Origin of the sequence: Micromonospora sp. CA-246542, assembly GCF_050942905.1 — a bacterium.
Lineage (GTDB): Bacteria > Actinomycetota > Actinomycetes > Mycobacteriales > Micromonosporaceae > Micromonospora.
The window spans coordinates 6,454,636-6,476,030 of record NZ_CP192040.1 but is presented as its reverse complement, the minus strand read 5'-3'; the positions used below and the strand labels follow the sequence as shown (position 1 = coordinate 6,476,030).

Genomic DNA, 21,395 nt, shown 5'->3' with positions numbered 1-21,395 from the left:
TGGTCGTCACGACGGGTGCCCGCGTGTCCGCAACCGGGTTGAGGCAGGATGATCCGCATGACTGCGAGCGAGGGGCCCACCGTCGGGACGCTGGTCCTGCTGCGGCACGGCGAGAGTGACTGGAACGCCAAGAACCTCTTCACCGGCTGGGTGGACGTCGACCTGACCGAGAAGGGCGAGGGCGAGGCACGGCGGGGCGGCGAGCTGCTGCGCGAGCACAGCCTGCTGCCGGACGTCGTCCACACCAGCGTGATGCGCCGGGCGATCCGCACCGCCGAGCTGGCGCTCAACGCCGCCGACCGGAACTGGATCGCCGTGCGCCGGTCCTGGCGGCTCAACGAGCGCCACTACGGCGCCCTACAGGGCAAGAACAAGAAGCAGACCCTTGACGAGTACGGCGAGGAGCAGTTCATGCTCTGGCGCCGGTCGTACGACACCCCGCCGCCGCCCATCGCGGACGACGACGAGTGGTCGCAGGTGGGTGACCCGCGGTACGCGCTGCTGCCGACCGAGCTGATGCCCCGTACCGAGTGCCTCAAGGACGTCGTCGAGCGGATGCTTCCGTACTGGTACGACTCGATCGTGCCCGACATCCTGGCCGGCCGTACGGTGCTGGTGGCCGCGCACGGCAACTCGCTGCGCGCCCTCGTGAAGCACCTCGACCAGATCTCCGACGAGGCGATCGCCAAGCTCAACATCCCGACCGGCATCCCGCTGCGCTACGACCTCGACCCGCAGCTGCGCCCGCTCACCCTGGGCGGCACCTACCTCGACCCGACGGCAGCGAAGGAAGCCGCCGCCGCGGTCGCCAACCAGGGCCGTTGAGCACAAGGAAAGGGGCCCCCGCGCGGTGCGGGGGCCCCTTTCCTTGTACGTCAGCTGGCGGCCGGGCTGTTCTCCCCGGTGATCAGGTAGATCACGTGCTCGCCGGCGTTCACCGCGTGGTCGGCGAAGCGCTCGTAGAAGCGGCCCAGCAGGGTGGCGTCGATCGCGGTCTCCACCCCGTACGGCCAGTCGTCGCCGAGCAGCACCGCGAACAGGCTCTTGTGCAGCTCGTCCATGGCGTCGTCGTCGCGGTCCAACTCGGCGGCGAGGTCGACGTCGGGCTTCGCCAGTACGGAACCGATCTTCGCGGCCATCCGGTCGGCGATGTCGGACATCTCGGTGAAGACCGTTCGCAGCTCGGCCGGAACGGCCGGGGAGGGGTGCCGGCGCAGCGCGGTCTTCGCCACGTGCTCGGCGAGGTCACCCATCCGCTCCAGATCGGCCGCCACGTGCAGCGCGGTGATCATCGCCCGGAGGTCGGAGGCGACCGGCGCCTGTCGGGCGAGCAGGTCACACACCCGCTCCTCGACGTGCCGGTAGAGGTCGTCGATCTCGGCGTCCCGCTCGATGACCGTCTCGGCGGCCTGCCGGTCGGCGGTGAGCAGGGCCCGGGTGGCCTGGCGCATGGCGGCGCGGATGCCCTCGGCCATGTCCACCAGCAGTTGGCTGACGATCTGAAGGTCGGCCCGGAACTCGTCGCGCATCATCACGTCCTGTGGTCGGTCGCCGCCGACGGGTGTCGGCGCAGGGGTTGAGCAGGTGCGACGCCAACGGTAGGGGGCGTTGACGGACCCCGGATGAACCAGAGTGAACGACGCCAGACGTGGGGGTGAACACTTTCGGAAGTGAGGGTGATTCGTCCAGTTTTGTGTGGTAGCCAGGTTAACAATGACCCTACGATCGCCGGGTGGAGTGGGCAGTGGCGGTCGTGGTGGCCGTGGCGTTGGCGGCCGGAGTGGTCGTCGGTCTCCTGCTGCCCCGGTTCCTGCCGGCGCGCGGCGGCTCCACGTCGACGGGTAGCGCGAGCTCCCGCTGGAGCACTGGGAGGCCCGCGATAGCCGACGAGCAGCAGGCCGGGCTCGGCCGTCGGACGATCGACTCGCTCCGGGCCGGTGTCGTGGTACTGGACGACGACGACACCCCTGTCCTGATCAATCCGGCCGCCCGGGCCATGGGGCTCCTACGCACCGGCAGCACACCGGGTTCGATCGCCGCGCACCCGTTGATCCGTACCCTCGCTGGTCAGGTGCGGCGCACCGGCGTGCGGCGCGAGATCGAGCTGGATCTGCCCCGAGGCCGCGACAGCGCGGGGGAGAACCCGCTGGGCGTGCACCTGCGGGCCATGGGTCTCGGGAACGGCTTCATCGCCGTCGAGGCCGTCGACGTGACCGAGTCACACCGGCTGACCCGGGTCCGGCGCGACTTCGTGGCGAACGTCAGTCACGAGCTGAAGACCCCGATCGGGGCGCTGCAACTGCTCGCCGAGGCGCTGCTGGACGCCACCGAGCCGGCCGACGCCGCGGCGCCCGACCTCTCCGAGGACCTGGTCGCCGCCCGCCGGTTCGCCGAACGGATCCAGCACGAGTCCACCCGGCTGGGCCGGCTGGTGCAGGAGTTGCTGGAGCTGACCCGGCTCCAGGGCGCCGAGCCGCAGCCGCCGCCGGAGCCGGTCGCGCTCGACTGGGTGATCGCCGAGGTGGTCGACCGCACCCGGACCACGGCTGCCGCGCGGGGCGTCGAGGTGACGGTCGACGGCGCGCGTGGCCTCACCGCCTACGGCAGCGACAGTCAGCTCGCCACGGCAGTGGCGAACCTGGTCGAGAACGCCATCAACTACTCCGGCGAGGACACCACCGTGCGGGTCACCCTCCGCGGTGACGACGAGCATGTCGAGGTCGCGGTCGCCGACCAGGGCATCGGCATCGCCCCGACGGACGTGGACCGGATCTTCGAGCGCTTCTACCGGGCCGACCAGGCCCGCTCACGTGCCACCGGTGGCACCGGGCTCGGGCTGGCCATCGTGAAACACATCGCGAGCAACCATGGCGGTCGGGTGGAGGTGTCGAGCACCCTTGGTGGTGGGTCGACGTTCACCCTCCGGTTGCCCGCCAGCCCACCGGACGACCTCCTGGCGACACTGCCGCCGGCTGGGATCGAGGCCGGTCCGGCCGAGCTACGGCAGGTCTGACAGCAATGGAAAGGAAATCCCCCTTGAGCCGCGTTCTGGTGGTCGAGGACGAGGAGTCGTTCTCCGACGCCCTGTCGTACATGCTCCGTAAGGAGGGCTTCGAGGTATCGGTCGCCGCGACCGGAACCGACGCCCTCACCGAGTTCGACCGAACCGGCGCCGACATCGTGCTGCTCGACCTGATGTTGCCCGAGATGTCGGGGACCGAGGTGTGCCGGCAGCTGCGGCAGCGCTCGGCCGTGCCGATCATCATGGTCACCGCGCGGGACAGCGAGATCGACAAGGTGGTCGGCCTGGAGATCGGCGCCGACGACTACGTCACCAAGCCGTACTCCCCTCGGGAGTTGGTCGCCCGCATCCGGGCGGTGCTGCGGCGGCAGAGCCCGGAGGTCGCCGAGGCGGGCGCTCCGACGCTGGCCGCCGGCCCGGTGCGGATGGACATCGAGCGGCACGTCGTGACGGTCGAGGGCGGGGCCGTGCAGCTGCCGCTCAAGGAGTTCGAGTTGCTGGAGCTGCTGCTCCGCAACGCGGGCCGGGTGTTGACCCGGGGCCAGCTCATCGACCGGGTGTGGGGCGCCGACTACGTCGGTGACACCAAGACGCTGGACGTGCACGTGAAGCGGCTGCGTTCCAAGATCGAGCCGGAGCCGTCGGCGCCGCGTTTCATCGTCACCGTGCGGGGTCTGGGCTACAAGTTCGAGCCGTGATCGGCCGATCCGAAGGGGGTCCACGCTCGGCGTGGACCCCCTTCGGGCTCTCGGCGTCCGCTCAGCGGACGACCTTGAGGTTGAAGATGGCGGTGTCGAGCCGGCCGTAGAGCCGCAGCCACAGGGGCATCAGCATCTCGACGCCCCGGGCGGTGGAGAGGTCACCGAGGTCGATCACGTCGGTGTGCCCGAAGCTCACGAGCAGCCCCGTGACGATCCGCTTCGCCTCGGCGTCGTCGCCCGAGACGAAGACGCTGTGGTCACCGTCGGCGAGCTGCCGCGGGCGCACCATCAGCTCGGCGGTGAGTGTGTTGAGTGACTTGACGACCTTGGCCTGCGGGAACTCCCGCTGGATGCGCTCGGCCAGGGAGTCGGTGTCCGGGACGGTCAGGGTGGGCGGGAAACCCGCGCTGAAGTCGAGCGGGTTGGCGATGTCGAGCAGGACCTTGCCGGCCAGGTTCGCCGCGCCGGCCGCGGTGAGTGCCGGCAGGGATCCGGTGCCACTGGTCGCGTTGACGACCAGTTCGGCGTCGGCTGCCGCCACAGCCAGGGTCTCCAGGCCGACCTCTGGGTGTTCGGCAGCCCAGGCGGCGTACGCGCCGGCCCGCGTGGCCGCGACGTCCCGGGTGCCGATGGTGACCTGGTGGCCCAGCTCCGCCGTACGGGCCGCGATGGCCTGTCCCACCGAGCCGGTGCCGAGAACTGCGATGCGCATGTCGATCGATCCTCCACTCGGGCGCGGTGGCCTCGCGCCGACTGTCCATAGGCTAACAGACAGGTCTGTCTACCGGTGTCCCTCATGGACGGCGGCAGCAGACCGAGCGGCAGCAGACGGAGCTGTCTGTAGACGAAGCTGTCTGTAAAATCGTGCCCGTCACCAGCAACGACGAGGGAGTGCCGATGCCCGTGCACCGCACGCCGGCCGGCTCGGCCCGGGACCGGATCCTGGACACCGCGTTCCGGCTCTTCTACGCGCACGGTCCGCGCGGCGTGGGGGTGGACACGGTCATCGCCGAGTCGGGCGTCGCCAAGGCGACGCTCTACAAGCACTTCCCGCGCAAGGACGACCTGGTGCTGGCGTACCTGGACCGGGTCGACCAGGCGTGGTTCGGCGCGCTACGGGCGGCGGCCCGGGAGGCCGGCGACGAGCCGCGCGACCAGCTCGTCGGGATGTTCGACGCCCTCGTCAGCGCCTGTCGTCGGGACGGCTACCACGGCTGCGCGTTCATCAACACGGCGGCCGAGTCGCCCGCCGGCGGTCCGGTGCACGCCCGGACGGTCGAGCACAAGACCGTCGTCCGGGCCTGGGTGACCGAGCTGGCCCGCAGGGCCGGGGCGGCCGACCCGGAACTGCTCGCCCGTCAGCTCACCCTGCTGATCGACGGTGGGCTGGCCAGCGGGGTGCTGGACGGCGATCCGGCGATCGCGGAGGCGGCCCGGCGGAGCGCCCGCACCCTCGTCGACGCCGCCCTCGGCTGACTCCGAGCCTTCAGAACAGTTTGCGCAGGGCGACGGCGATTTCGGCGACTTCCGTCAGGCGACTCTCCGCCACGCCGATGACGAGGTCGTACGCGACGTCCTGATCGGTCTCGTCGAGTTGGTCGATGCTGACGGCGCGGTTCTGCAACAGGAAGGCGACAGTCACGATCCAGCTGATCCGCTTGTTGCCATCCACGAACGGATAGTTGTTCGCCAGTGAGTGCAGCAGCGCCGCCGCTTTGGTCCAGAGATCGGGGTAGGCGTCTTCGCCGAAGACGCTCGTTCTCGGCCGAGCCACCGCCGACTCCACGAGGCCGGCGTCCCTGATTCCCACGCCGAGCTTGCGGGCGATGCCGGCCACATCGGCGAGGGTGGGGTATCGAACCTCTGCCATCACTCGGCGAGGCGGGCGAGCAGGGTCGCGTGTCGTTCGACGATTTCGTCGGCGAGGTCGCCGAACTCCTTGGCGTTCCGTCGCGCCAGGTAGTCGTCGATGGCGGTGACCACGACGGCGTGCATGGATCGGTCCTCCTCGTCCGCGACGAGACGGAGTCGCCGTTCGCGTTCGTCATCCAGCCGGAGGGTCATTGCCATCCGAATATGGTAGCAACACTGCTACCAAGATCGGCTAGAGATCGTCGGCGGGGTGGGGGGCGACCAGGCCCTGTCGTACCCGGGCCGCGCACAGCTCGGCCAGCCGCTCGTACGCCGCCGCGCCGATCAGCGCGGTCAGCTCCGGACCGTACGACAGGTACATCGGCTCGGCCCCGACGTGCGCATCGGTCGACGAGGTGCACCACCAGTCGAGGTCGTGCCCACCGGCGCCCCAGCCCCGCCGGTCGAACTCGGACAGGGTGGACACCAACACCTTGGTGTTGTCCGGACGCTTCACCCAGTCCTGGTCACGCCGGATGGGGAGCTGCCAGCAGACGTCCGGCTTGTATTCGAGCGGGTGCACACCGTCGCGCAGCGCCTGGGCGTGCAGCGCGCAACCACCCCCGCCGACGAAGTCGGCGTCGTTGAGGAAGACGCACGGCCCGTCGGCACCCTGGGTGGCGGTGCGGCGAGCGGGGTTCTTGCCGTCGATGGTGTCCTCGTCGGTCCAGTTCTTGAACCCGCGCTGGAAGTGCTGCCAGGTCGACGGGGTGAGCAGCTTGACGGCGCGGCGGACCCGCTTCTCGTCGTCGGAGTCGGTGAAGAACGCCCCGTGCGAGCAGCAGCCGTCGGCGGCCCGGCCGGCGATGATGCCGTGGCATCCCTGCCCGAAGATGCAGGTCCAGCGGGAGAGCAGCCAGGTCAGGTCGGCCCGGATCAGGTGGGTCTCGTCCGCCGGGTCGGCGAACTCGATCCACTCCCGGGGAAAGTCCAGCGGCACCTCCCGGCTGCGCGGGTCGCCCGGGTCGTCCACCAGCACGCGGAGCTCCATCGTCACCCGGACCAGCGTACGCGTGGTGCCGTCCGCGGGCCGACGAGCCGCACGAACGTGTTGCACCTAGGGTCTTCACCATGCGACTGGGTGTCCTCGACGTCGGATCCAACACGGTGCACCTGCTGGTGGTCGACGCCCATCACGGCGCGCACCCCTGGCCGGCCCACTCGGAGAAGGTCGTCCTGCGTCTCGCCGAACAGATCGGCCCGGACGGGGCGTTGACAACGGTGGGTGCGGACAGCCTGGTCAAGGCGGTCGGCATGGCCAGGGCGGCGGCCACCGGGCTGGAGGCCGACGACCTGATCGCGTTCGCCACCTCCGCGGTCCGCGACGCCACCAACGCGGCCGACGTGCTCGCCCGGGTCCGTGACGAGACCGGCGTACGCCTGGAGGTGCTCTCCGGCGCGGACGAGGCACGGATGACGTTCCTGGCGGTACGGCGCTGGTTCGGCTGGTCGGCGGGGCGTCTGCTGGTGCTCGACATCGGTGGCGGCTCCCTGGAGATCGCCGCCGGAATCGACGAGGACCCGGACGTGGCGGTCTCGCTGCCGCTGGGCGCCGGGCGTCTGACCCGCGAGCAACTGCGGGTCGACCCGGCCAGCACCACGCCGTCGTCCGCCGAGGCCGTCGACAAGCTACGGGAGTACGTCGACAGCCGGCTGGACAAGGTGGTCGACCAGATGACCGAGGTGGGCTGGGACCGGGTGGCGGCAACCTCGAAGACGTTCCGCACCCTGGCGCGACTGGCCGGCGCGGCGCCGTCCGGCGCCGGCCTCTGGGTGCACCGCAGGCTGACCCGTGCCGGCCTGCGGCAGATCATCGGCTTCATCCGGCACATGACGCCCGTCCAGCTGATGGAGTTGGAGGGCGTCGGCGCGGGCCGGGCCCACCAACTGTTGGCGGGCGCGGTGGTCGCCGAGGCGGTGATGCGCCGGCTCGACCTGGATGCCATGGACATCTGCCCGTGGGCCCTGCGCGAGGGGGTCATCCTCCGTCGGCTCGATCAACTCGAACCGATGTGACCGCCCCTCGGCCCCCGACGGGTTTGCCGATGCTCGTCCTGATGACCCCGTGACAGCCGGGCTAGGCTGGCTGGTGTGACGTCCCGAGTCCCCGTGCTCCTGTCCAGCTCGTCGGTCTTCCCCGAGCCGACCGCTGCGGCGTTCCAGCTGGCCGCGGCGCTCGGCTACGACGGCGTCGAGGTGATGGTGTGGACCGACGTCGTCAGCCAGGACGCGGGCGCCTTGCGCGGCCTGTCGTCGCACTACGGCGTTCCGGTGCTCTCGGTGCACGCGCCCTGCCTCCTGGTGACGCAGCGGGTGTGGAGCCCGGACCCGTGGCAGCGGTTGCGCAAGGCCGCGGAGCTGGCCGAGACGCTCGGTGCGCCGACGGTGGTGGTGCACCCGCCGTTCACCTGGCAGCGCGACTACGCACGCGGGTTCGCCGAGGGGCTGGCCAGAGTCGAGGAGCGGTTCTCCGGGCTCCGCTTCGCCGTGGAGAACATGTACCCGGTGCGCATGGCGGGCCGGCAGTTCGTCCCGTACGTCCCCGGATGGGATCCCACCGACACCGGCTACCCGTCGTACACCCTGGATCTTTCACACTGCGCGGCCTCGCACAGTGACCCCCTCGCCATGGCCGACCGGATGGGCGCGGGGCTCGCCCACGTGCACCTGGGCGATGGCACCGGCGAGGGCCGTGACGAGCACCTGGTGCCCGGGCGCGGCACCCAGCCCTGCGGGGAACTGCTCTCCTCGCTGGCCGGTCGGGGTTTCACCGGTGCGGTGGCCGTCGAGGTGGCGACCCGGGGCGCGAAGAGCCGCGCGGTGCGCGAGGCGGACCTGCGGACTTCGCTCGAGTTCGCCCGCGAGCACCTCACCGCGCCGTCACCGGTCGACGTCTGACCTGGCGGGTCAGCTGACCGGGGTAAGCGACTCGGTCGTCGAGGTCGGCTGCGGGGCGACCGTCGCCTGCTCGCCGACCGCGGCACGCTTGCGGGCCCGGTGCGCCGCCACGTGCGAGCGGGTGGCGCAGCGCTCGGAGCAGAACCGCCGGCAGCAGTTGGACGACGTGTCCAGGTAGACGTTGCCGCACCGCTCGTCGGCGCAGACCCCGAAGCGGGCGCTGCCGTACTCGCAGAGCCACACCGAGAGCCCCCAGACCGCGCCAGCCAGGTATTCGGCGCTGACCGAGGCGCCCCGGCTGGTCACGTGCATGTGCCAGTCGCTGGAGTCGTGCCCGGAGATGCGCGGCTGGACCGGGAACGCCTCCAACAGCGCGTTCAGCTCGGTCACCGCCTGGGCGTCGCGCCCCGAGGTGCCGTACTCGAAGACGTCGCGCAACCGCTTCTGGGCCCGTCGGAAGATGGCGACATCCCGGTCGGCGACCTCGTCGCGCATCCAGGCGTTGTCGTCGGGGAAGAGGGCCCGCAGGTCGTCGAGGTCGTCCAGGCGGGCGTTGACCAGGTCAACGCCGGTCCGGGCGTACGCGTCGAAGTTCACACCCCAACGGTAGACGACTCACGGGGCGCGCGGCGCGTCGATGTAGTGCGGTAGGAACCGCGCGTAGCCGTCGGTGATCAGACTCGCGCTCTCGCGGACGCCCAACCCGGCCGACTCGCCGTCGACGATCCAGCTACCCAGCACCGTCCGGTTGCCGTCGAACTGCGGCAGCGCCCGGAACTCCTGGTAGCACCAGCCCTCGTCGCCGTAGATCCCCGGGTTGGTGATCTCCTCGGCGGCGGTGACGATGCGCACCGAGCCGCCCTCGCGGCCGAGCAGGGGCTTGGCCACGTACTCGGGCATGCCGCGCGGCGAGTCGAGGTACGCCGGGAGCAGGTACTCGTGGCCGGGGTACAGCTCCCAGAGGATCGCGAGCAGCGCCTTGTTGGACAGCAGCAGCTTCCAGGCGGGCTCGATCCAGGTGGTCGGGGTGCCCGGGGCCAGCGCCGACGGCCCGTACGGCTCGGCGAGCATCCACTCCCACGGGTAGAGCTTGAAGCAGGTGGTCACCGGGCGGTCGGCGGCGTCGACGAAGCGCCGGCCGTCCCAGCCGATCTCCTGGATGGGTTGCAGCTCGACGTCCAGGCCGGCCTGCCGGGCGGTCTCGGCGAGGTAGCCGGCGGTCATGTGGTCCTCGCCCGACTCCTCCTCGTTCGACCAGAGCACGTGCACCCGGGGGTCGTGCAGCCCGGCGCCGATCTTGGCCCAGGCGCCGACCAGCCGCTCGTGCAGGCTGTTCCACTGGTCCAGGTCGGGGCGGGTCTGCTCCAGCCAGTACCACTGGACGATGCTCGCCTCGACGAGCGCCGTCGGGGTGTCCGCGTTGTACTCCAGCATCTTCGGCGGCCAGGTGCCGTCGTACGCCAGGTCGAATCGCCCGTAGAGGGTGGGCGGCGCCTCGCGCAGGGACCGGGCCACCGCCTCCGCGGCCCACTCCGGGATGCCGAACTCGGCGTACCGGCGCTGGGCCACCACGTACTCGGCGGCGGCCACCGACATTCGGTGCAGCTCCTCGGTGGCCTCCTCCAGCCGCAGCACCTCGTCCAGGTCGAAGGCGTACGCGGCGGTCTCGTCCCAGTACGACATGATCCCGCCGTCGGGCAGTTCGGTGTCGACGTACACCAGGCCCTGGGCCCGGATGGTGGCATCCCAGTCGGGCCGGGGCGTTACGGCCTCGCGTCGCACGTCAGCCGCCGCAGGAGGCGAGGTGGGTGCCGAACCCGCCGCGCTCGGGCAGGGCGGCGGTCGTCGGATCGCCGCCGGTCCGCTCCGCGGTGGGGGCGGACACCCGCATCCCCAGCGCGACCGTGCCACCGCCACCGACCGGCCCGAGAGCGCAGTCGTCATCGTCGTCGTCGGAGGTCATGTTGCAGCCGGAGAGGGCGAGCGCGAGAGCGGTGAGCGCGCCGAGCTGCACGGAGGCCGACCGGAGCCGGCGGCGGGGGCTTTGGTTCACGGCATCGTTGTAGCCGATCGACGCCAGCGCCGCAGCCCCAGCCGCCGCCGGGCGGGGCTCCTGGCAGGGGCGATACGCTCGGCTCATGCTCCGTTCCGTCATCCTCGCCGCCTCCCGGTCATCCCAGGTCGAGCGGCTCGTCGCGACCGCCCCGTACACCCGGGACGTCGTCCGCCGGTTCGTCGCCGGCGCCGCCACCGACGACGCGTTGCGCGCGACCCGCGGGCTCGTCGACGACGGGCTGGCCGTCACCCTCGACCACCTGGGCGAGGACACCGTCACCCCCGAGCAGGCCACGGCCACCCGGGACGAGTACCTGAAGCTGCTGTCGATGCTCTCCGGGGCCGGGCTCACGCCGGCCGCCGAGGTGAGCGTGAAGCTCTCCGCGCTCGGCCAGTTGTTCGACGAACAGTTGGCGTACGACAACGTGCGGGCGATCTGCGCGGCCGCCGACAAGGCGGGCACCACCGTCACGCTGGACATGGAGGACCACACCACCACCGACTCGACGTTGGAGGTGCTGGCGAAGCTGCGCAAGGACTTCCCGTCGACGGGGGCGGTGCTCCAGGCGTACCTGCGGCGGACCGAGTCGGACTGCCGGGAGCTGTCCTCGGCCGGGTCGCGGGTGCGCCTGTGCAAGGGCGCCTACAAGGAGCCGGAGTCGGTGGCCTACCAGTCGGCCCGCGAGGTGGACAAGTCCTACGTCCGCTGCATGAACATCCTCATGTCCGGCGACGGGTACCCGATGCTGGCGACGCACGACCCGCGGATGATCTCGATCGGCGAGGACCGGGCGCGCTGGTTCGACCGGGGGCCGGAGCGCTTCGAGTTCCAGATGCTCTACGGCATCCGTCCCGAGGAGCAGGCCCGGCTGGCCGGCGAGGGCTACACGGTGCGCACCTACGTCCCGTACGGCGACGAGTGGTACGGCTACCTGATGCGTCGGCTCGCCGAGCGCCCGGCGAACCTGGTCTTCTTCGGCCGTGCCCTGATCTCCAAGAAGTGACCGCGGCTTGACGCGCCCGGCTAGCGGAGTTAGCTTTCAGGCTATGAACGCTAGCCGGGTGTGTATCGGTGCCTAGGGCCGGGCTCAACCAGCAGACCGTGGTGCGCGAAGCCGCCCGGCTCGCCGACGAGGTCGGCTACGAACAGCTCACCCTCGCCGCGCTCGCCAGCCGACTCGGCGTCGCGCTGCCCAGCCTCTACAAGCACATCCGCGGGGCCGACGCGCTGAGCCAGAAGCTCTCCGCGCTCGCCACCGCCGAGCTGGCCACCGAGCTGACCACGGCCGCCGCCGGCCGGGCCGGCGGGGACGCCCTGCGCGCGATGGCCGACGCCTACCGCGCGTACGCCCGCCGGCACCCCGGGCGCTACGCGACCACCCAGCGGGTGCCCGACCCGTCCGACCCGGAGCACGTCGAGGCCGGCGAACGCGCGGTGGGCGCCATCTTCGCGGTGCTGCGCGGCTACGGGCTCACCGGCGACGACGCGGTGGACGCGACCCGCGCCCTGCGCAGCGCCCTGCACGGCTTCGTCGCCCTGGAGGCAGCCGGCGGCTTCGGTCTGCCCCGCGAGGTCGACCGGTCGTACCACCAGTTGGTCGCCGGGCTGGACACCGCCTTCCGCTCGTGGCCGGCTCGCGGGGCCTGACCCGACCGATCGGGCCGGGTCGGCCTCGCCCGATTCGCCGATTGGTCGTACCCTTCGGCGGGTGACTGACGGGGTGCAGCAGCCAGCACCGCGGCGGCTCTGGCCGCTGTGGACCGTACTCGTCGTTGTCGTCCTGCTGCTGGGCTGCGGCCTTCCGGCGGTGCTGGTGGTCGGGGTCATCCGGGAAGCCAACGGCCGGGCCACGCTCAGCCGGGCCGGAGCCATCGCCACCGACGACCCGGCCACCGCCGTCGCCCGTGCGCTGTCCGACCGGATGACCGCGCAGCTCCGGCAGCAGTCCGCGGCGCTGCTCGGCGGCGACCGCACCGCCTTCCTCGCCATCGCCGATCCGGCCGCGCACGCCGACCTGCGCCGCCGATTCGCCGCCCTGCGGGCCCTCAAGGTGACCGTCTGGCGGGCCGAACCGAGCGGTCTGCCCACGCCGATCGTCGGCAGGCCGGGGGAGTGGCGGCTACTCGTGCGCTTCCAGTACTGCTTCGTCGCGGCCGACTGCCGACCGAGCCCGGTGCTGATCGGCACCCGCTGGCGGGAGAACGGGGACGCGCCCCGACTGGTCGCCGTCGAGGAGTCGAAGTCCGCCGAGACCGGCACCCGGCCTTGGGAAGTCAGCGACCTGGTCGTGGCGGTCGGCGCGCGGACCATCGTCGCCACCACACCCGCGCTGCGCGGCAAGCTGCCCGCCCTGCTCACCCAGGCCGAGGCGGCGGCCAAGGTCGCCGACACGTACGTCGTGGCGGGCTCGCCCCCGGACCGCTACCGGATCTTCTACGCGGGCCGCACGGAGTGGCAACGCTGGTACGGCGGCGGGCGGCCACAGTGGACCGGCGGGTACGCGGTGACGGTCGGCGGCGGCCACCACGAGGTGGTGCTCAACGCCGAAGGGCTGCCCGGCAGCGGCGCCGATGACCTGCTCCGGCACGAGCTGACCCACGCCGCGTCGCTGCCCGAGCGCGGATACCCGGGCAAGACGACCTGGTGGCTCGTCGAAGGGCTGGCCGAGTTCTCGGGTTCCGGCGGTCGGCCGGTCGACCGGTACGAAGGGCTCGCGGAGGTGCGCAAACTGGTCCAGGGCGGTTGGGACGGCCGGTTGGAGGGCGTCACGCCCACCGACGACGCGCCCGCCGAACGGGTCGGCGGCAGCTACGGCGTCGGCTACCTCGCCGTCCGTCACCTCGTCGACCGGTTCGGGCCGGAGCGGCTGTTGACGTTCTTCAAGGCCGTGGTGCACGACCGTGCGACGCTCGCCGCCGCCGCCGACGAGGCGTTCGGCGAGGACTGGTCGACGTTGCACGACGAGTGCGTGGCGTACGTCCGCGCCACCGCCGCGTGACGGTGCGCCGTACCATCGATGGGTGCGCCCCGACCTGCCGAGGCCCGCAAGCCCCACGCGGCCCCGCCTGCTCATCGCCCTGACCGCCGTCGCCGTCCTCACCGCCACGACCGCCGCCTCCTGCGGTGACGACCAGCCGCCGGTCGCGCTCGCCTCGGCCGCCCGTAACCCGGTCAGCGAGGTGATCGACGCTCCGGCGACGGTGACCGCCCGGGCCGCCGCCAGTCTCACCTCGCCCGCCGACGGCACCCTGGCCAGCCTGCGGGTCCAGCCTGGGCAGCGGGTGAAGCGCGGTCAGGTGCTCGCGGTGGTCGCGTCCCCGTCGGCCCAGGCCCGCCTGCGCCAGGCGAAGGAGGCGCTGGACGCGGCGAAGCGCGCCGGCCGGGGTGTCTCCACCGGCAACCTGACCAGCAGCCGGCGGGGCACCGACAGGGCCGCCGACGAGGCGTTCGACGCCGCCCGCAAGGCCGCCGAGAAGATCGCCGACCAGCAGTTGCGGGACGCGCTGCTGGCCCAGGTGACGTCCGCCCAGCGGCAGTACGCCGCCGCCGCGGAGAGCGCCGACGCGGCCGTCCGCGCGGTGCAGCGGGGGATCAGCGGGTTGAACTCCGCCGTCGGCTCGCTGTCCGCGGCGCAACGGCTGCAGGCCCAGCAGGCGTACGACCTGGCCAAGGCGACCGTTGACGCGCTGACCCTGCGCGCCCCCATCGGCGGGGTGGTGCAGCCGGGCGGCACCCGGGCCGGCAGTGGCCCGAGCGGCGGTCTGGCCGGGCTGTTGGAACAGGCCGGTGGGGCCGGGATCGACCCGTCGGCCCTGTCTCCCGCGCAGGCCGGCCCGCCGGCCGGGGTCGACGACGCCGTCGTGGTCGGCGGTCAGGTCACCGCCGGCACACCCGTGCTGACCATCGTGGACACCGGGCAGCTCGGACTGCTCGCCGACGTGGACGAGACCGACGTGCTGCTGGTCAAGCCCGGCGTGACCGCCACCGTCGAACTGGACGCCGTGACCGGCGCCAGCTACGACGCCACCGTCCGCTCGGTCGACGTGCTCCCCACCAGCTCCGCGCAGGGCGGGGTCACCTACCGGGTACGCCTCGCGCTGGGCGCGGGAAAGCTGGCCGAGGACGAGCCCGCCCCCACGCCCCGCCCGGGCATGAACGCGATCGTGCACCTGCGCGTACGCGAGGCGGCCGACGCGGTGACCGTTCCCGCCTCGGCCGTCTTCTCCGCCGACGGCCGGGACGCCGTGTGGGTGGTCCGCGACGGCAAGGCCGACCGGGCGCCGGTGACCGTGGGCGTCCAGGGGGCCGACCTGGTGCAGATCCTCAACGGCGTCCAGGCCGGTGACCGGATCGTGGTACGCGGCACCGACCAGGTGCGCGACGGCCAGGAGGTGCGGTGACCGACGCCCCGCCGGCCATCGAGGCGGTGGACGTGTCGCGCACGTACCAGCTCGACGGGGTGTCGGTCGAGGCGCTGCGCGGGGTCTCGCTGACCGTGCAGCCGGGGGACTACGTGGCGCTTGTCGGCCCGTCCGGCTCCGGCAAGTCCACGCTCATGCACCTGCTGGGCGGTCTCGACCGGCCCACCGGTGGACGGTTGGTGATCGGCGGGCGGGACGTCAACACCCTCTCCCCACCGGAGATGGCCGCCCTGCGCAACGAGACGATCGGCTTCGTCTTCCAGGCGTTCCACCTGCTGCCGCGTACGTCGGCGGTGGAGAACGTGGCGTTGCCGCTGGTCTATCGGGGGGTGTCGGCCCGGCAGCGCCGGGAGCGGGCGGCGGCGATGCTGGGCCGGGTCGGTCTCGGGCACCGGCTCGACCACCGGCCCAACCAGATGTCCGGTGGCGAGCAGCAGCGGGTCGCCATCGCCCGCGCGCTGGTCACCGAGCCGACGGTGCTGCTGGCCGACGAGCCGACCGGCAACCTGGACAGTGTGACCGGCGCGGCGGTCCTGGAACTGTTGGAGCGGTTGAACGCGGAGTCCGGGGTGGCGCTGGTGATGGTCACCCACGACCAGGAGGTGGCGGCGCGGGCCGCGCGTCGCATCACCATGCGCGACGGTGTGGTGGTGGCGGACAGCGCCGACGACCTTCATGATCGACCGCCGTCCGTCGATCACGGTCGACCTGAGACACTGGTCCCCGCTCCCAGCGCGGAGCCCCGGTCCGTGTCCGGAAACGGCCCGGGGCACCCGTCCGGTGGCTCCGGTGGCGCCGCCGGAGCCACCGGACGCCTTCCGCTCGTACCCGGCCCGGATCGCGCGGAGGCCGACGAGCGCGAACCTGGCCCGGATCGCGCGGAGGCCGACGAGCGCGAACCTGGCCCGGATCGCGCGGAGGCCGATGTGCGCGAGCCCGGTCCGGATCGCGCGGAGGCCGACGTGCGCGGGTCCGGTCCGCGGCGCGGCGCGGCCGACGTGCGCGGGTCCGGGGACGGTGCGGCGTGAGGGTCGCCGAGGCGTGGCGGGTCGCGCTGGACGCGTTGCGCGCCAACCGGCTGCGCAGTTCGCTCACCATGCTCGGCGTGATCATCGGTGTCGCGTCGGTGGTGTTGCTGGTCGCCATCGGCACCGGCACCAAGCAGAAGGTGGAGCAGCAGGTCGAGGGGCTCGGCTCCAACCTGCTGCTGGTGGTCCCCGGCAAGATCGAGGTGGGCACCGCGCCGGTGGTCTCGCCGTTGACGCTCAAGGACGCGGACGCGGTCTCCCGCGTCGTCGGCGATCCCCAGCGGGTCGCGGTCACCGTCGCCTCGGGGGCGACCGCGCGGGCCGGCGCGCGCTCGGACTTCACCACCGTGCAGGGCGTCCTGGAGACCACGCCGACGGTGTTCACCCGCTCGCTGGCCCGGGGCCGGTACCTCACCGGCACGGACGTGGACACCAGCCGGCGGGTCGCGGTGCTGGGTGACTCGGTGGCCCGCGCGTTGTTTCCCGACCGCGATCCGCTGGGTCAACAGGTCACCCTCGCCGGCGTACGGTTCCGGGTCATCGGCGTCTTCGCGCCCCTCGGGCAGAGTCTCGGCGTCGACCGGGACGACGAGGTGCACGTACCGGTGACCGCCGCACAGCGCCTCTGGGGCACCCAGCGGGTGGACGGCATCGCCGTCAAGGCGCCCGACCGGGAACGGATCGACGAGTTGGGCGAACGCATCGTCGCGGAGCTGAACCGCCGGCACCCGGACACCGAGTTCAGCGCGGTCACGCAGCAGCAGATCCTCGGTGTGCTCGGCGACATCCTCGGCGTACTCACCGGTGTGCTCGCCGCCATCGCCGGCATCTCGCTGCTCGTCGGCGGCGTCGGCGTCTCCAACATCATGCTGGTCAGCGTCCGCGAACGGACCCGGGAGATCGGGCTGCGCAAGGCCGTCGGCGCACGACCCCGCGACATCGGTGTGCAGTTCCTGCTGGAGGCGGTCCTGCTCACCACCATCGGCGGGCTGACCGGGATGGCGCTGGGCGTGGGCACCGCCCTGCTGGTGGACGCGTTGTCACCGATCCCCGCCGCGATCACCTGGTGGTCGCTGGCGCTGGCCTTCGGTGTGTCGGCGGCGGTGGGGATCGTCTTCGGCGTGGTCCCCGCGCAGCGCGCCGGCCGGCTCGACCCGGTGGTGGCGCTGCGCGCCGAGTGAGCAACCGTGGTCGCGCTGCGCGCCGAGTGAGCAACCGTGGTGGCGCTGCGCGCCGAGTGAGCAACCGGACGACGGACGCAGCCGGGGAGATAACGGCGGGCCGGATCGGGTGAACCGAACACCGAAACATGATCAGTTGTACGAAGGGATCGCGCCGGTCACAGCCGCCCCGCTACCGTACTGGTAACACGCGCGTCGCCGCCCGGCCCGGAGCATCCGTCGGGTTGGCCCGCGCCGGGCATGGGATGGGTCGGTGAGCCATGGCCGGGTCGCAGTCCGACGGACGGCTGTCGGAGGTCAAGTTCCTGACCGTCGCGGAGGTGGCGACGGTCATGCGGGTGTCGAAGATGACGGTCTATCGCCTCGTGCACAGCGGTGAGCTGACCGCGGTCCGGGTGGGCCGGTCGTTCCGGGTGCCCGAGCACGCGGTGCACGAATACCTGCGGGGCGCCTTTCAGGAAACCGCCTGAGGCACCGGACGGCCGATTGAGCGCCCCCTAGGCGTCATGGACGGGGGCGCGTTGGTCCTGCTGACGCTCTGCGGCTACCCTGGAGCGCGATCGAGACCCTGCCGGTGCGCCCCGCCGCCCAGACTGGTCCGGTCCGTTGTCCGCATGCGGTCTCCGTCGTCACCTGCGTGGTGTCATCCGGTCCGCCCCGCACGTTGTATCGAAAGGCTGTCGTATGGGCTCGGTGGTCAAGAAGCGCCGTAAGCGCATGGCTAAGAAGAAGCACCGCAAGCTGCTGCGCAAGACCCGCGTCCAGCGTCGCCGTCTCGGCAAGTGACCGGCGCCGGGCTCAGCCCGGCACCCGCGTCGCTTGCCAAACTGTCGACCTCCGGAGGCTCAGGTGATCAGGCCGTGGTCGTCCCGGCTCGATCCCGCCTGTCGGCGTAGGTGCGTCAGATGACCCCCGGTAGCACCCCAGGTGCTCCGGGGGTCGTCGTCGTGACCGGGGTCGGTCGTTACCTGGGCGCCCACGTGGCGGCCCGACTGGCCGCCGATCCGCGTATCGAGCGGGTCATCGGCGTGGACGCGCCGGAGCCGGCCGCCGAGTTCACCGATCTGCTGGACCGGGTCGAGCGCATCCGTGTCGACCCGGGTTCGCTCGGTGGGCTCCTCGCCGACCTGGACGTCGACGCGGTGGTCCACCTCGCGTTGGTCAGCTCTCCCGACCGGCAGCACGGTGGCCGGTCGGCCATGAAGGACCAGAACGTCATCGGAACCATGCAGCTCCTCGCCGCCTGCCAGCGGGCGCCCCGCCTCCGCAAGCTCGTGGTCCGGTCGTCGACCGCCGCATACGGGGTGTCGTTCCGCGACCCGGCGGTGTTCACCGAGGAGACCGAGCCGCGCGAGGTGCCGCGCGGCGGTTTCGGCCGCGACATTCTCGACGTCGAGGGGTACGTCCGAGGTTTCCGCCGCCGTCGGGCCGACGTGACCGCGACGGTGCTGCGGTTCGCCCCGTTCATCGGTTCGACCGCCGACACGACCCTGACGCGCTACTTCGCGCAGCCGTTCGTGCCGACCGTGTTCGGCCGCGATCCTCGGCTACAGTTCCTGCACTTCGACGACGCGTTGGAGGTGCTGCACCGGTCGATCGTGGAAGACCATCCGGGCACCTACAACGTCGCCGGCCCCGGGGTGTTGTCGCTGTCCCAGGCGATCCGGCGGGCCGGTCGGGTGGCCGTGCCGGTGCTCGAGCCGGGGCTGTCCGGCGCGGCGGCGCTGGCCCGCACCATGGGGGTCGGCCGCTACGGCCTCGACCAGGTCGATCTCTTCGTGCACGGCCGGGTCGTCGACACCACGCGCCTCGAGCAGGAGTACGGCTTCACGCCGCGCTCCACCGCCGAGGCGTTCGAGGACTTCATCCGCGCCCACCACGGTAGGGCGGTGCTCAACCGGGGTCAGTTGGCCGCCGCCGAACAGCTGGTTCTGGACGGCATCCGGCAGGTCCGTGCCGCGGTCCGGGAGCGCACGTCATGACCGGGCAGGGCCAGGACCCGCAGGGGGTCGGTCGGTTCGACGTACCGCTGGTTCCGCCCGTGCCGGCCGCGGAGCCGGCGCGGCGCAACGGCCACCGCCCGGTGGCCCGGCTCGCGCCCACCGCGACACCCGGCGACGAGGTCGAAACGCCGACCGACGGCCCGGCGGTCACGGCCGCCGACAAGGTCGGCACCGGCACGACCGACGAGCCGGCCAGCGGAAGACCGCCCGCCTCCGGTGGCACCGTGCCGGCTTCCGGCGGTGGCACCGTGCCGGCTTCCGGCGGTGGCACCGTGCCGGCGGTGGCGGATCGGCCCGGGGACCAGTGGGACCGCCGGGTCGCCAACGGCCTGGCGTTCCTGCGTCGACGGTTGGCCGGGGACTACGAGGTCGACGAGTTCGGCTTCGACCCGGAGTTGACCGACGCGGTCTTCCACCCGTTGCTGCGGCTGCTCTACCGGGACTGGTTCCGTACCGAGGTCAGCGGGGTGGAGCACGTACCCGTCGATGGGCCCGCCCTGGTGGTCGGCAACCACTCCGGCACCGTGGCGCTGGACGCGTTGATCCTGTCGGCGGCCCTGCACGACAAGCACCCGGCCCGCCGCTACCTGCGCCTGCTCGGCGCCGACCTGGTGTTCCGGATGCCGGTGGTGTCGGAGATCGCCCGCAAGACCGGCGGCACGGTGGCCTGCAACCCGGACGCCGAGCGGCTACTCGGCGGTGGCGAGCTGGTCGGCGTGTTCCCCGAGGGGTTCAAGGGCATCGGCAAGCTCTACGCCGACCGGTACAAGCTGCAACGGTTCGGTCGGGGCGGCTTCGTCTCGGCGGCGCTGCGTACCGGCACCCCGATCGTCCCGGTCGCGATCGTCGGCGGCGAGGAGATCTATCCGATGCTCGCCGACATCAAACCCCTCGCGCGACTGCTCAAGCTGCCGTACTTCCCGGTGACGCCGACCTTCCCGTGGCTCGGGCCGCTGGGGATGGTGCCGCTGCCCAGCAAGTGGCTGATCGAGTTCTGCCCGCCGATCCCCACCGCACACCTGACCGACTCGGCGGACGATCCGCTGGTCGTCTTCAACCTCGCCGACCAGGTGCGGGAGACCATCCAGCAGACCCTGCACACGCTGCTGGAACGGCGACCCGATCCGTTCGGCCCCTGACGCTCAGCCGGCGCGGCGGCGACGCTGGAGGGCCAGGCCGGCGGTGACCGCGCCGGCGACGAGCCCGGCCGCCGCCGTCGACGGTACGGCGATCTTGACGGCTCGACGGCCGGTACGGAAGTCCCGTACCTCCCAGCCCCGCTGGCGGGCCTGCCGCAGCAACGTGCCGTCCGGGTTGACCGCGACCGCCCGGCCCACCGCGGAGAGCAGCGGCAGGTCGTTGGCCGAGTCGCTGTACGCCGCGCAGCGGCTCAGGTCCAGCCCTTCCACGGCGGCGAGCTGGGTGACCGCCTCGGCCTTCGCCGGCCCGTGCATGAGGTCGCCCACCAACCGCCCGGTGTACGCCCCGGCCCGCACCTCGGCCACCGTGCCGATCGCACCCGTCAGGCCGAGCCGGGCGGCGATCACCCGACCGATCTCGACCGGGGCGGCGCTGACCAGCCACACGCGTTGGCCGGCGTCCAGGTGGTGTTGGGCGAGCTGGCGGGTACCGGCCCAGATCCGGGGGGCCATCAGCTCGTCGAAGATCTCCTCCGAGAGGCGTTCCACGTCGTCGACCCGCCACCCCTCGACGAAGGCCAGCGCGGCCTCCTTCGCCTGGGACATGTCGCCCGCGTGTTCCCGGGCGAGCAACCGGAACCGGAGCTGCTGCCAGGCGAAGCGGGCCAGGTCGGCGGTCGTGAAGTAGTTCCGGGCGGCGAGCCCCCGGGCGAACCAGTAGATCGACGCGCCCTGCATCATCGTGTTGTCGACGTCGAAGAAGGCGGCGGCGGTCGGGTCCGGTGCGGGCGGGGTGACCGACGCGAGGTCGGTCTCCGCCCATCCGGCGGTGTGTCCCTGGACGTCGGTGCTGACCGTCATCCTGCGGCTGCGCGCCACGCGACTTCCCCTCCTTCCGCAGCTACGACGATGCCTCCAGCGAGGGTATCCGGAACGCACGACCGACCGGCCGGGCACGGAGAACCGTGCACCGACCGGTCGGTCGTGCGCTCTCGCGTGGCGGTCAGCGGAGCTGGTTTCACCGTGCGGGCCAGC

At 72.1% G+C, this 21,395-nt stretch carries 24 protein-coding genes and 1 pseudogene; 16 read left to right on the top strand and 9 right to left on the bottom strand.

Features of this window, described 5'->3' with window-relative positions:
* Positions 1-57 precede the first annotated feature (57 nt).
* Positions 58-825 (top strand): phosphoglyceromutase, encoded by a 768-nt coding sequence (locus tag ACQP0N_RS30105; RefSeq protein ID WP_355050833.1) that lies wholly within the window; start codon positions 58-60, stop codon positions 823-825.
* Between the two features lie 50 nt (positions 826-875).
* Here ACQP0N_RS30105 and phoU read toward each other — a convergent pair whose 3' ends face one another.
* Positions 876-1,529, bottom strand: a complete 654-nt coding sequence (gene phoU, locus ACQP0N_RS30100; RefSeq protein ID WP_433121883.1) for a phosphate signaling complex protein PhoU — start codon at positions 1,527-1,529, stop codon at positions 876-878.
* Positions 1,530-1,732: 203 nt separating this feature from the next.
* On the opposite strand from phoU, the gene ACQP0N_RS30095 reads away from it, so the two are divergent.
* Both ACQP0N_RS30095 and ACQP0N_RS30090 read left to right on the top strand, forming a co-directional pair.
* Positions 1,733-3,013 carry a sensor histidine kinase gene (locus ACQP0N_RS30095; RefSeq protein ID WP_433115774.1) on the top strand — a complete coding sequence of 427 codons (1,281 nt, stop codon included), beginning with the start codon at positions 1,733-1,735 and terminating at the stop codon, positions 3,011-3,013.
* Positions 3,014-3,036: 23 nt separating this feature from the next.
* Positions 3,037-3,720, top strand: a complete 684-nt coding sequence (locus ACQP0N_RS30090) for a response regulator transcription factor (RefSeq protein WP_039906992.1) — start codon at positions 3,037-3,039, stop codon at positions 3,718-3,720.
* 61 nt (positions 3,721-3,781) lie between these two features.
* Here the strand turns inward: ACQP0N_RS30090 and ACQP0N_RS30085 are convergent, their stop codons facing one another.
* Entirely contained in the window at positions 3,782-4,435 is a 654-nt protein-coding gene (locus ACQP0N_RS30085) for an NADPH-dependent F420 reductase (protein WP_433115772.1), read from the bottom strand.
* 185 nt (positions 4,436-4,620) lie between these two features.
* Here ACQP0N_RS30085 and ACQP0N_RS30080 point away from each other — a divergent pair, with 185 nt between their 5' ends.
* Positions 4,621-5,199 carry a TetR/AcrR family transcriptional regulator gene (locus ACQP0N_RS30080; protein ID WP_433115770.1) on the top strand — a complete coding sequence of 193 codons (579 nt, stop codon included), beginning with the start codon at positions 4,621-4,623 and terminating at the stop codon, positions 5,197-5,199.
* A 10-nt stretch (positions 5,200-5,209) separates the two neighbouring features.
* Here ACQP0N_RS30080 and ACQP0N_RS30075 read toward each other — a convergent pair whose 3' ends face one another.
* From ACQP0N_RS30075 to ACQP0N_RS30065, 3 genes are read right to left on the bottom strand one after another with little or no spacing between them, the layout of a single operon-like run.
* Entirely contained in the window at positions 5,210-5,560 is a 351-nt protein-coding gene (locus tag ACQP0N_RS30075; protein ID WP_433115768.1) for a type II toxin-antitoxin system death-on-curing family toxin, read from the bottom strand.
* A gap of 32 nt (positions 5,561-5,592) precedes the next feature.
* Entirely contained in the window at positions 5,593-5,793 is a 201-nt protein-coding gene (locus tag ACQP0N_RS30070; RefSeq protein ID WP_433115766.1) for a hypothetical protein, read from the bottom strand.
* 34 nt (positions 5,794-5,827) lie between these two features.
* Complete coding sequence (locus ACQP0N_RS30065; RefSeq protein WP_396800294.1) at positions 5,828-6,625, bottom strand: hypothetical protein; 798 nt, start codon at positions 6,623-6,625, stop codon at positions 5,828-5,830.
* Between the two features lie 80 nt (positions 6,626-6,705).
* Between ACQP0N_RS30065 and ACQP0N_RS30060 the strand changes: the two genes are divergently transcribed.
* Both ACQP0N_RS30060 and ACQP0N_RS30055 read left to right on the top strand, forming a co-directional pair.
* Positions 6,706-7,650, top strand: coding sequence for a Ppx/GppA phosphatase family protein (locus ACQP0N_RS30060; protein ID WP_433115764.1), 945 nt, complete (start codon positions 6,706-6,708; stop codon positions 7,648-7,650).
* 75 nt (positions 7,651-7,725) lie between these two features.
* A complete protein-coding gene (locus ACQP0N_RS30055) occupies positions 7,726-8,532 on the top strand; it encodes a sugar phosphate isomerase/epimerase family protein (RefSeq protein WP_396799897.1) in 807 nt (268 codons plus the stop codon).
* A gap of 9 nt (positions 8,533-8,541) precedes the next feature.
* Here ACQP0N_RS30055 and ACQP0N_RS30050 read toward each other — a convergent pair whose 3' ends face one another.
* The 3 genes from ACQP0N_RS30050 to ACQP0N_RS30040 are packed head-to-tail and all read right to left on the bottom strand — an operon-like array spanning position 8,542 to position 10,585.
* Positions 8,542-9,129, bottom strand: coding sequence for a CGNR zinc finger domain-containing protein (locus tag ACQP0N_RS30050; RefSeq protein WP_355050824.1), 588 nt, complete (start codon positions 9,127-9,129; stop codon positions 8,542-8,544).
* A gap of 18 nt (positions 9,130-9,147) precedes the next feature.
* Entirely contained in the window at positions 9,148-10,314 is a 1,167-nt protein-coding gene (locus ACQP0N_RS30045; protein WP_433115762.1) for a glutathionylspermidine synthase family protein, read from the bottom strand.
* A 1-nt stretch (position 10,315) separates the two neighbouring features.
* Entirely contained in the window at positions 10,316-10,585 is a 270-nt protein-coding gene (locus tag ACQP0N_RS30040; RefSeq protein ID WP_433115760.1) for a hypothetical protein, read from the bottom strand.
* An 85-nt stretch (positions 10,586-10,670) separates the two neighbouring features.
* Here ACQP0N_RS30040 and ACQP0N_RS30035 point away from each other — a divergent pair, with 85 nt between their 5' ends.
* The 10 genes and pseudogenes from ACQP0N_RS30035 (at position 10,671) to ACQP0N_RS29990 (ending at position 20,360) form a co-directional block, all read left to right on the top strand.
* Positions 10,671-11,591: a proline dehydrogenase family protein gene (locus ACQP0N_RS30035; protein WP_433115758.1), complete on the top strand. Its 921-nt coding sequence runs from the start codon at positions 10,671-10,673 to the stop codon at positions 11,589-11,591.
* Positions 11,592-11,659: 68 nt separating this feature from the next.
* The gene (locus tag ACQP0N_RS30030) at positions 11,660-12,235 is read left to right on the top strand and encodes a TetR/AcrR family transcriptional regulator (RefSeq protein ID WP_433115757.1); all 576 of its coding nucleotides are present in this window, start codon (positions 11,660-11,662) and stop codon (positions 12,233-12,235) included.
* A gap of 61 nt (positions 12,236-12,296) precedes the next feature.
* Positions 12,297-13,586, top strand: a complete 1,290-nt coding sequence (locus tag ACQP0N_RS30025) for a hypothetical protein (protein WP_433115755.1) — start codon at positions 12,297-12,299, stop codon at positions 13,584-13,586.
* A 22-nt stretch (positions 13,587-13,608) separates the two neighbouring features.
* Positions 13,609-14,988: an efflux RND transporter periplasmic adaptor subunit gene (locus tag ACQP0N_RS30020; protein ID WP_433115753.1), complete on the top strand. Its 1,380-nt coding sequence runs from the start codon at positions 13,609-13,611 to the stop codon at positions 14,986-14,988.
* Positions 14,985-15,824 (top strand): annotated as a pseudogene (locus tag ACQP0N_RS30015) (ABC transporter ATP-binding protein); the annotation flags it as partial. The gene ACQP0N_RS30020 and the pseudogene ACQP0N_RS30015, both read left to right, overlap by 4 nt.
* Before the next feature lie 209 nt (positions 15,825-16,033).
* Entirely contained in the window at positions 16,034-17,218 is a 1,185-nt protein-coding gene (locus ACQP0N_RS30010) for an ABC transporter permease (protein ID WP_355050816.1), read from the top strand.
* Positions 17,219-17,478: 260 nt separating this feature from the next.
* Positions 17,479-17,688, top strand: coding sequence for a helix-turn-helix domain-containing protein (locus ACQP0N_RS30005; RefSeq protein WP_007465625.1), 210 nt, complete (start codon positions 17,479-17,481; stop codon positions 17,686-17,688).
* A 214-nt stretch (positions 17,689-17,902) separates the two neighbouring features.
* Positions 17,903-18,004: a 30S ribosomal protein bS22 gene (locus ACQP0N_RS30000; RefSeq protein ID WP_007465623.1), complete on the top strand. Its 102-nt coding sequence runs from the start codon at positions 17,903-17,905 to the stop codon at positions 18,002-18,004.
* Positions 18,005-18,123: 119 nt separating this feature from the next.
* On the top strand, positions 18,124-19,200 hold the full coding sequence (locus ACQP0N_RS29995; protein ID WP_433115751.1) for an NAD-dependent epimerase/dehydratase family protein: 1,077 nt from the start codon (positions 18,124-18,126) through the stop codon (positions 19,198-19,200).
* Positions 19,201-19,493: 293 nt separating this feature from the next.
* The gene (locus ACQP0N_RS29990) at positions 19,494-20,360 is read left to right on the top strand and encodes a lysophospholipid acyltransferase family protein (RefSeq protein ID WP_433121882.1); all 867 of its coding nucleotides are present in this window, start codon (positions 19,494-19,496) and stop codon (positions 20,358-20,360) included.
* A 3-nt stretch (positions 20,361-20,363) separates the two neighbouring features.
* Here the strand turns inward: ACQP0N_RS29990 and ACQP0N_RS29985 are convergent, their stop codons facing one another.
* A complete protein-coding gene (locus ACQP0N_RS29985; RefSeq protein WP_433115749.1) occupies positions 20,364-21,239 on the bottom strand; it encodes an HAD family hydrolase in 876 nt (291 codons plus the stop codon).
* Positions 21,240-21,395 lie beyond the last annotated feature (156 nt).

Coding starts and splice junctions, on each gene's coding strand:
- ACQP0N_RS30105 (WP_355050833.1), top strand. CDS start 58: ATGACTGCGAGCGAGGGGCCCACCGTCGGGACGCTGGTCCTGCTGCGG.
- phoU (WP_433121883.1), bottom strand. CDS start 1,529: ATGCGCGACGAGTTCCGGGCCGACCTTCAGATCGTCAGCCAACTGCTG.
- ACQP0N_RS30085 (WP_433115772.1), bottom strand. CDS start 4,435: ATGCGCATCGCAGTTCTCGGCACCGGCTCGGTGGGACAGGCCATCGCG.
- ACQP0N_RS30080 (WP_433115770.1), top strand. CDS start 4,621: ATGCCCGTGCACCGCACGCCGGCCGGCTCGGCCCGGGACCGGATCCTG.
- ACQP0N_RS30070 (WP_433115766.1), bottom strand. CDS start 5,793: ATGGCAATGACCCTCCGGCTGGATGACGAACGCGAACGGCGACTCCGT.
- ACQP0N_RS30065 (WP_396800294.1), bottom strand. CDS start 6,625: ATGGAGCTCCGCGTGCTGGTGGACGACCCGGGCGACCCGCGCAGCCGG.
- ACQP0N_RS30060 (WP_433115764.1), top strand. CDS start 6,706: ATGCGACTGGGTGTCCTCGACGTCGGATCCAACACGGTGCACCTGCTG.
- ACQP0N_RS30035 (WP_433115758.1), top strand. CDS start 10,671: ATGCTCCGTTCCGTCATCCTCGCCGCCTCCCGGTCATCCCAGGTCGAG.
- ACQP0N_RS30005 (WP_007465625.1), top strand. CDS start 17,479: ATGGCCGGGTCGCAGTCCGACGGACGGCTGTCGGAGGTCAAGTTCCTG.
- ACQP0N_RS30000 (WP_007465623.1), top strand. CDS start 17,903: ATGGGCTCGGTGGTCAAGAAGCGCCGTAAGCGCATGGCTAAGAAGAAG.
- ACQP0N_RS29995 (WP_433115751.1), top strand. CDS start 18,124: ATGACCCCCGGTAGCACCCCAGGTGCTCCGGGGGTCGTCGTCGTGACC.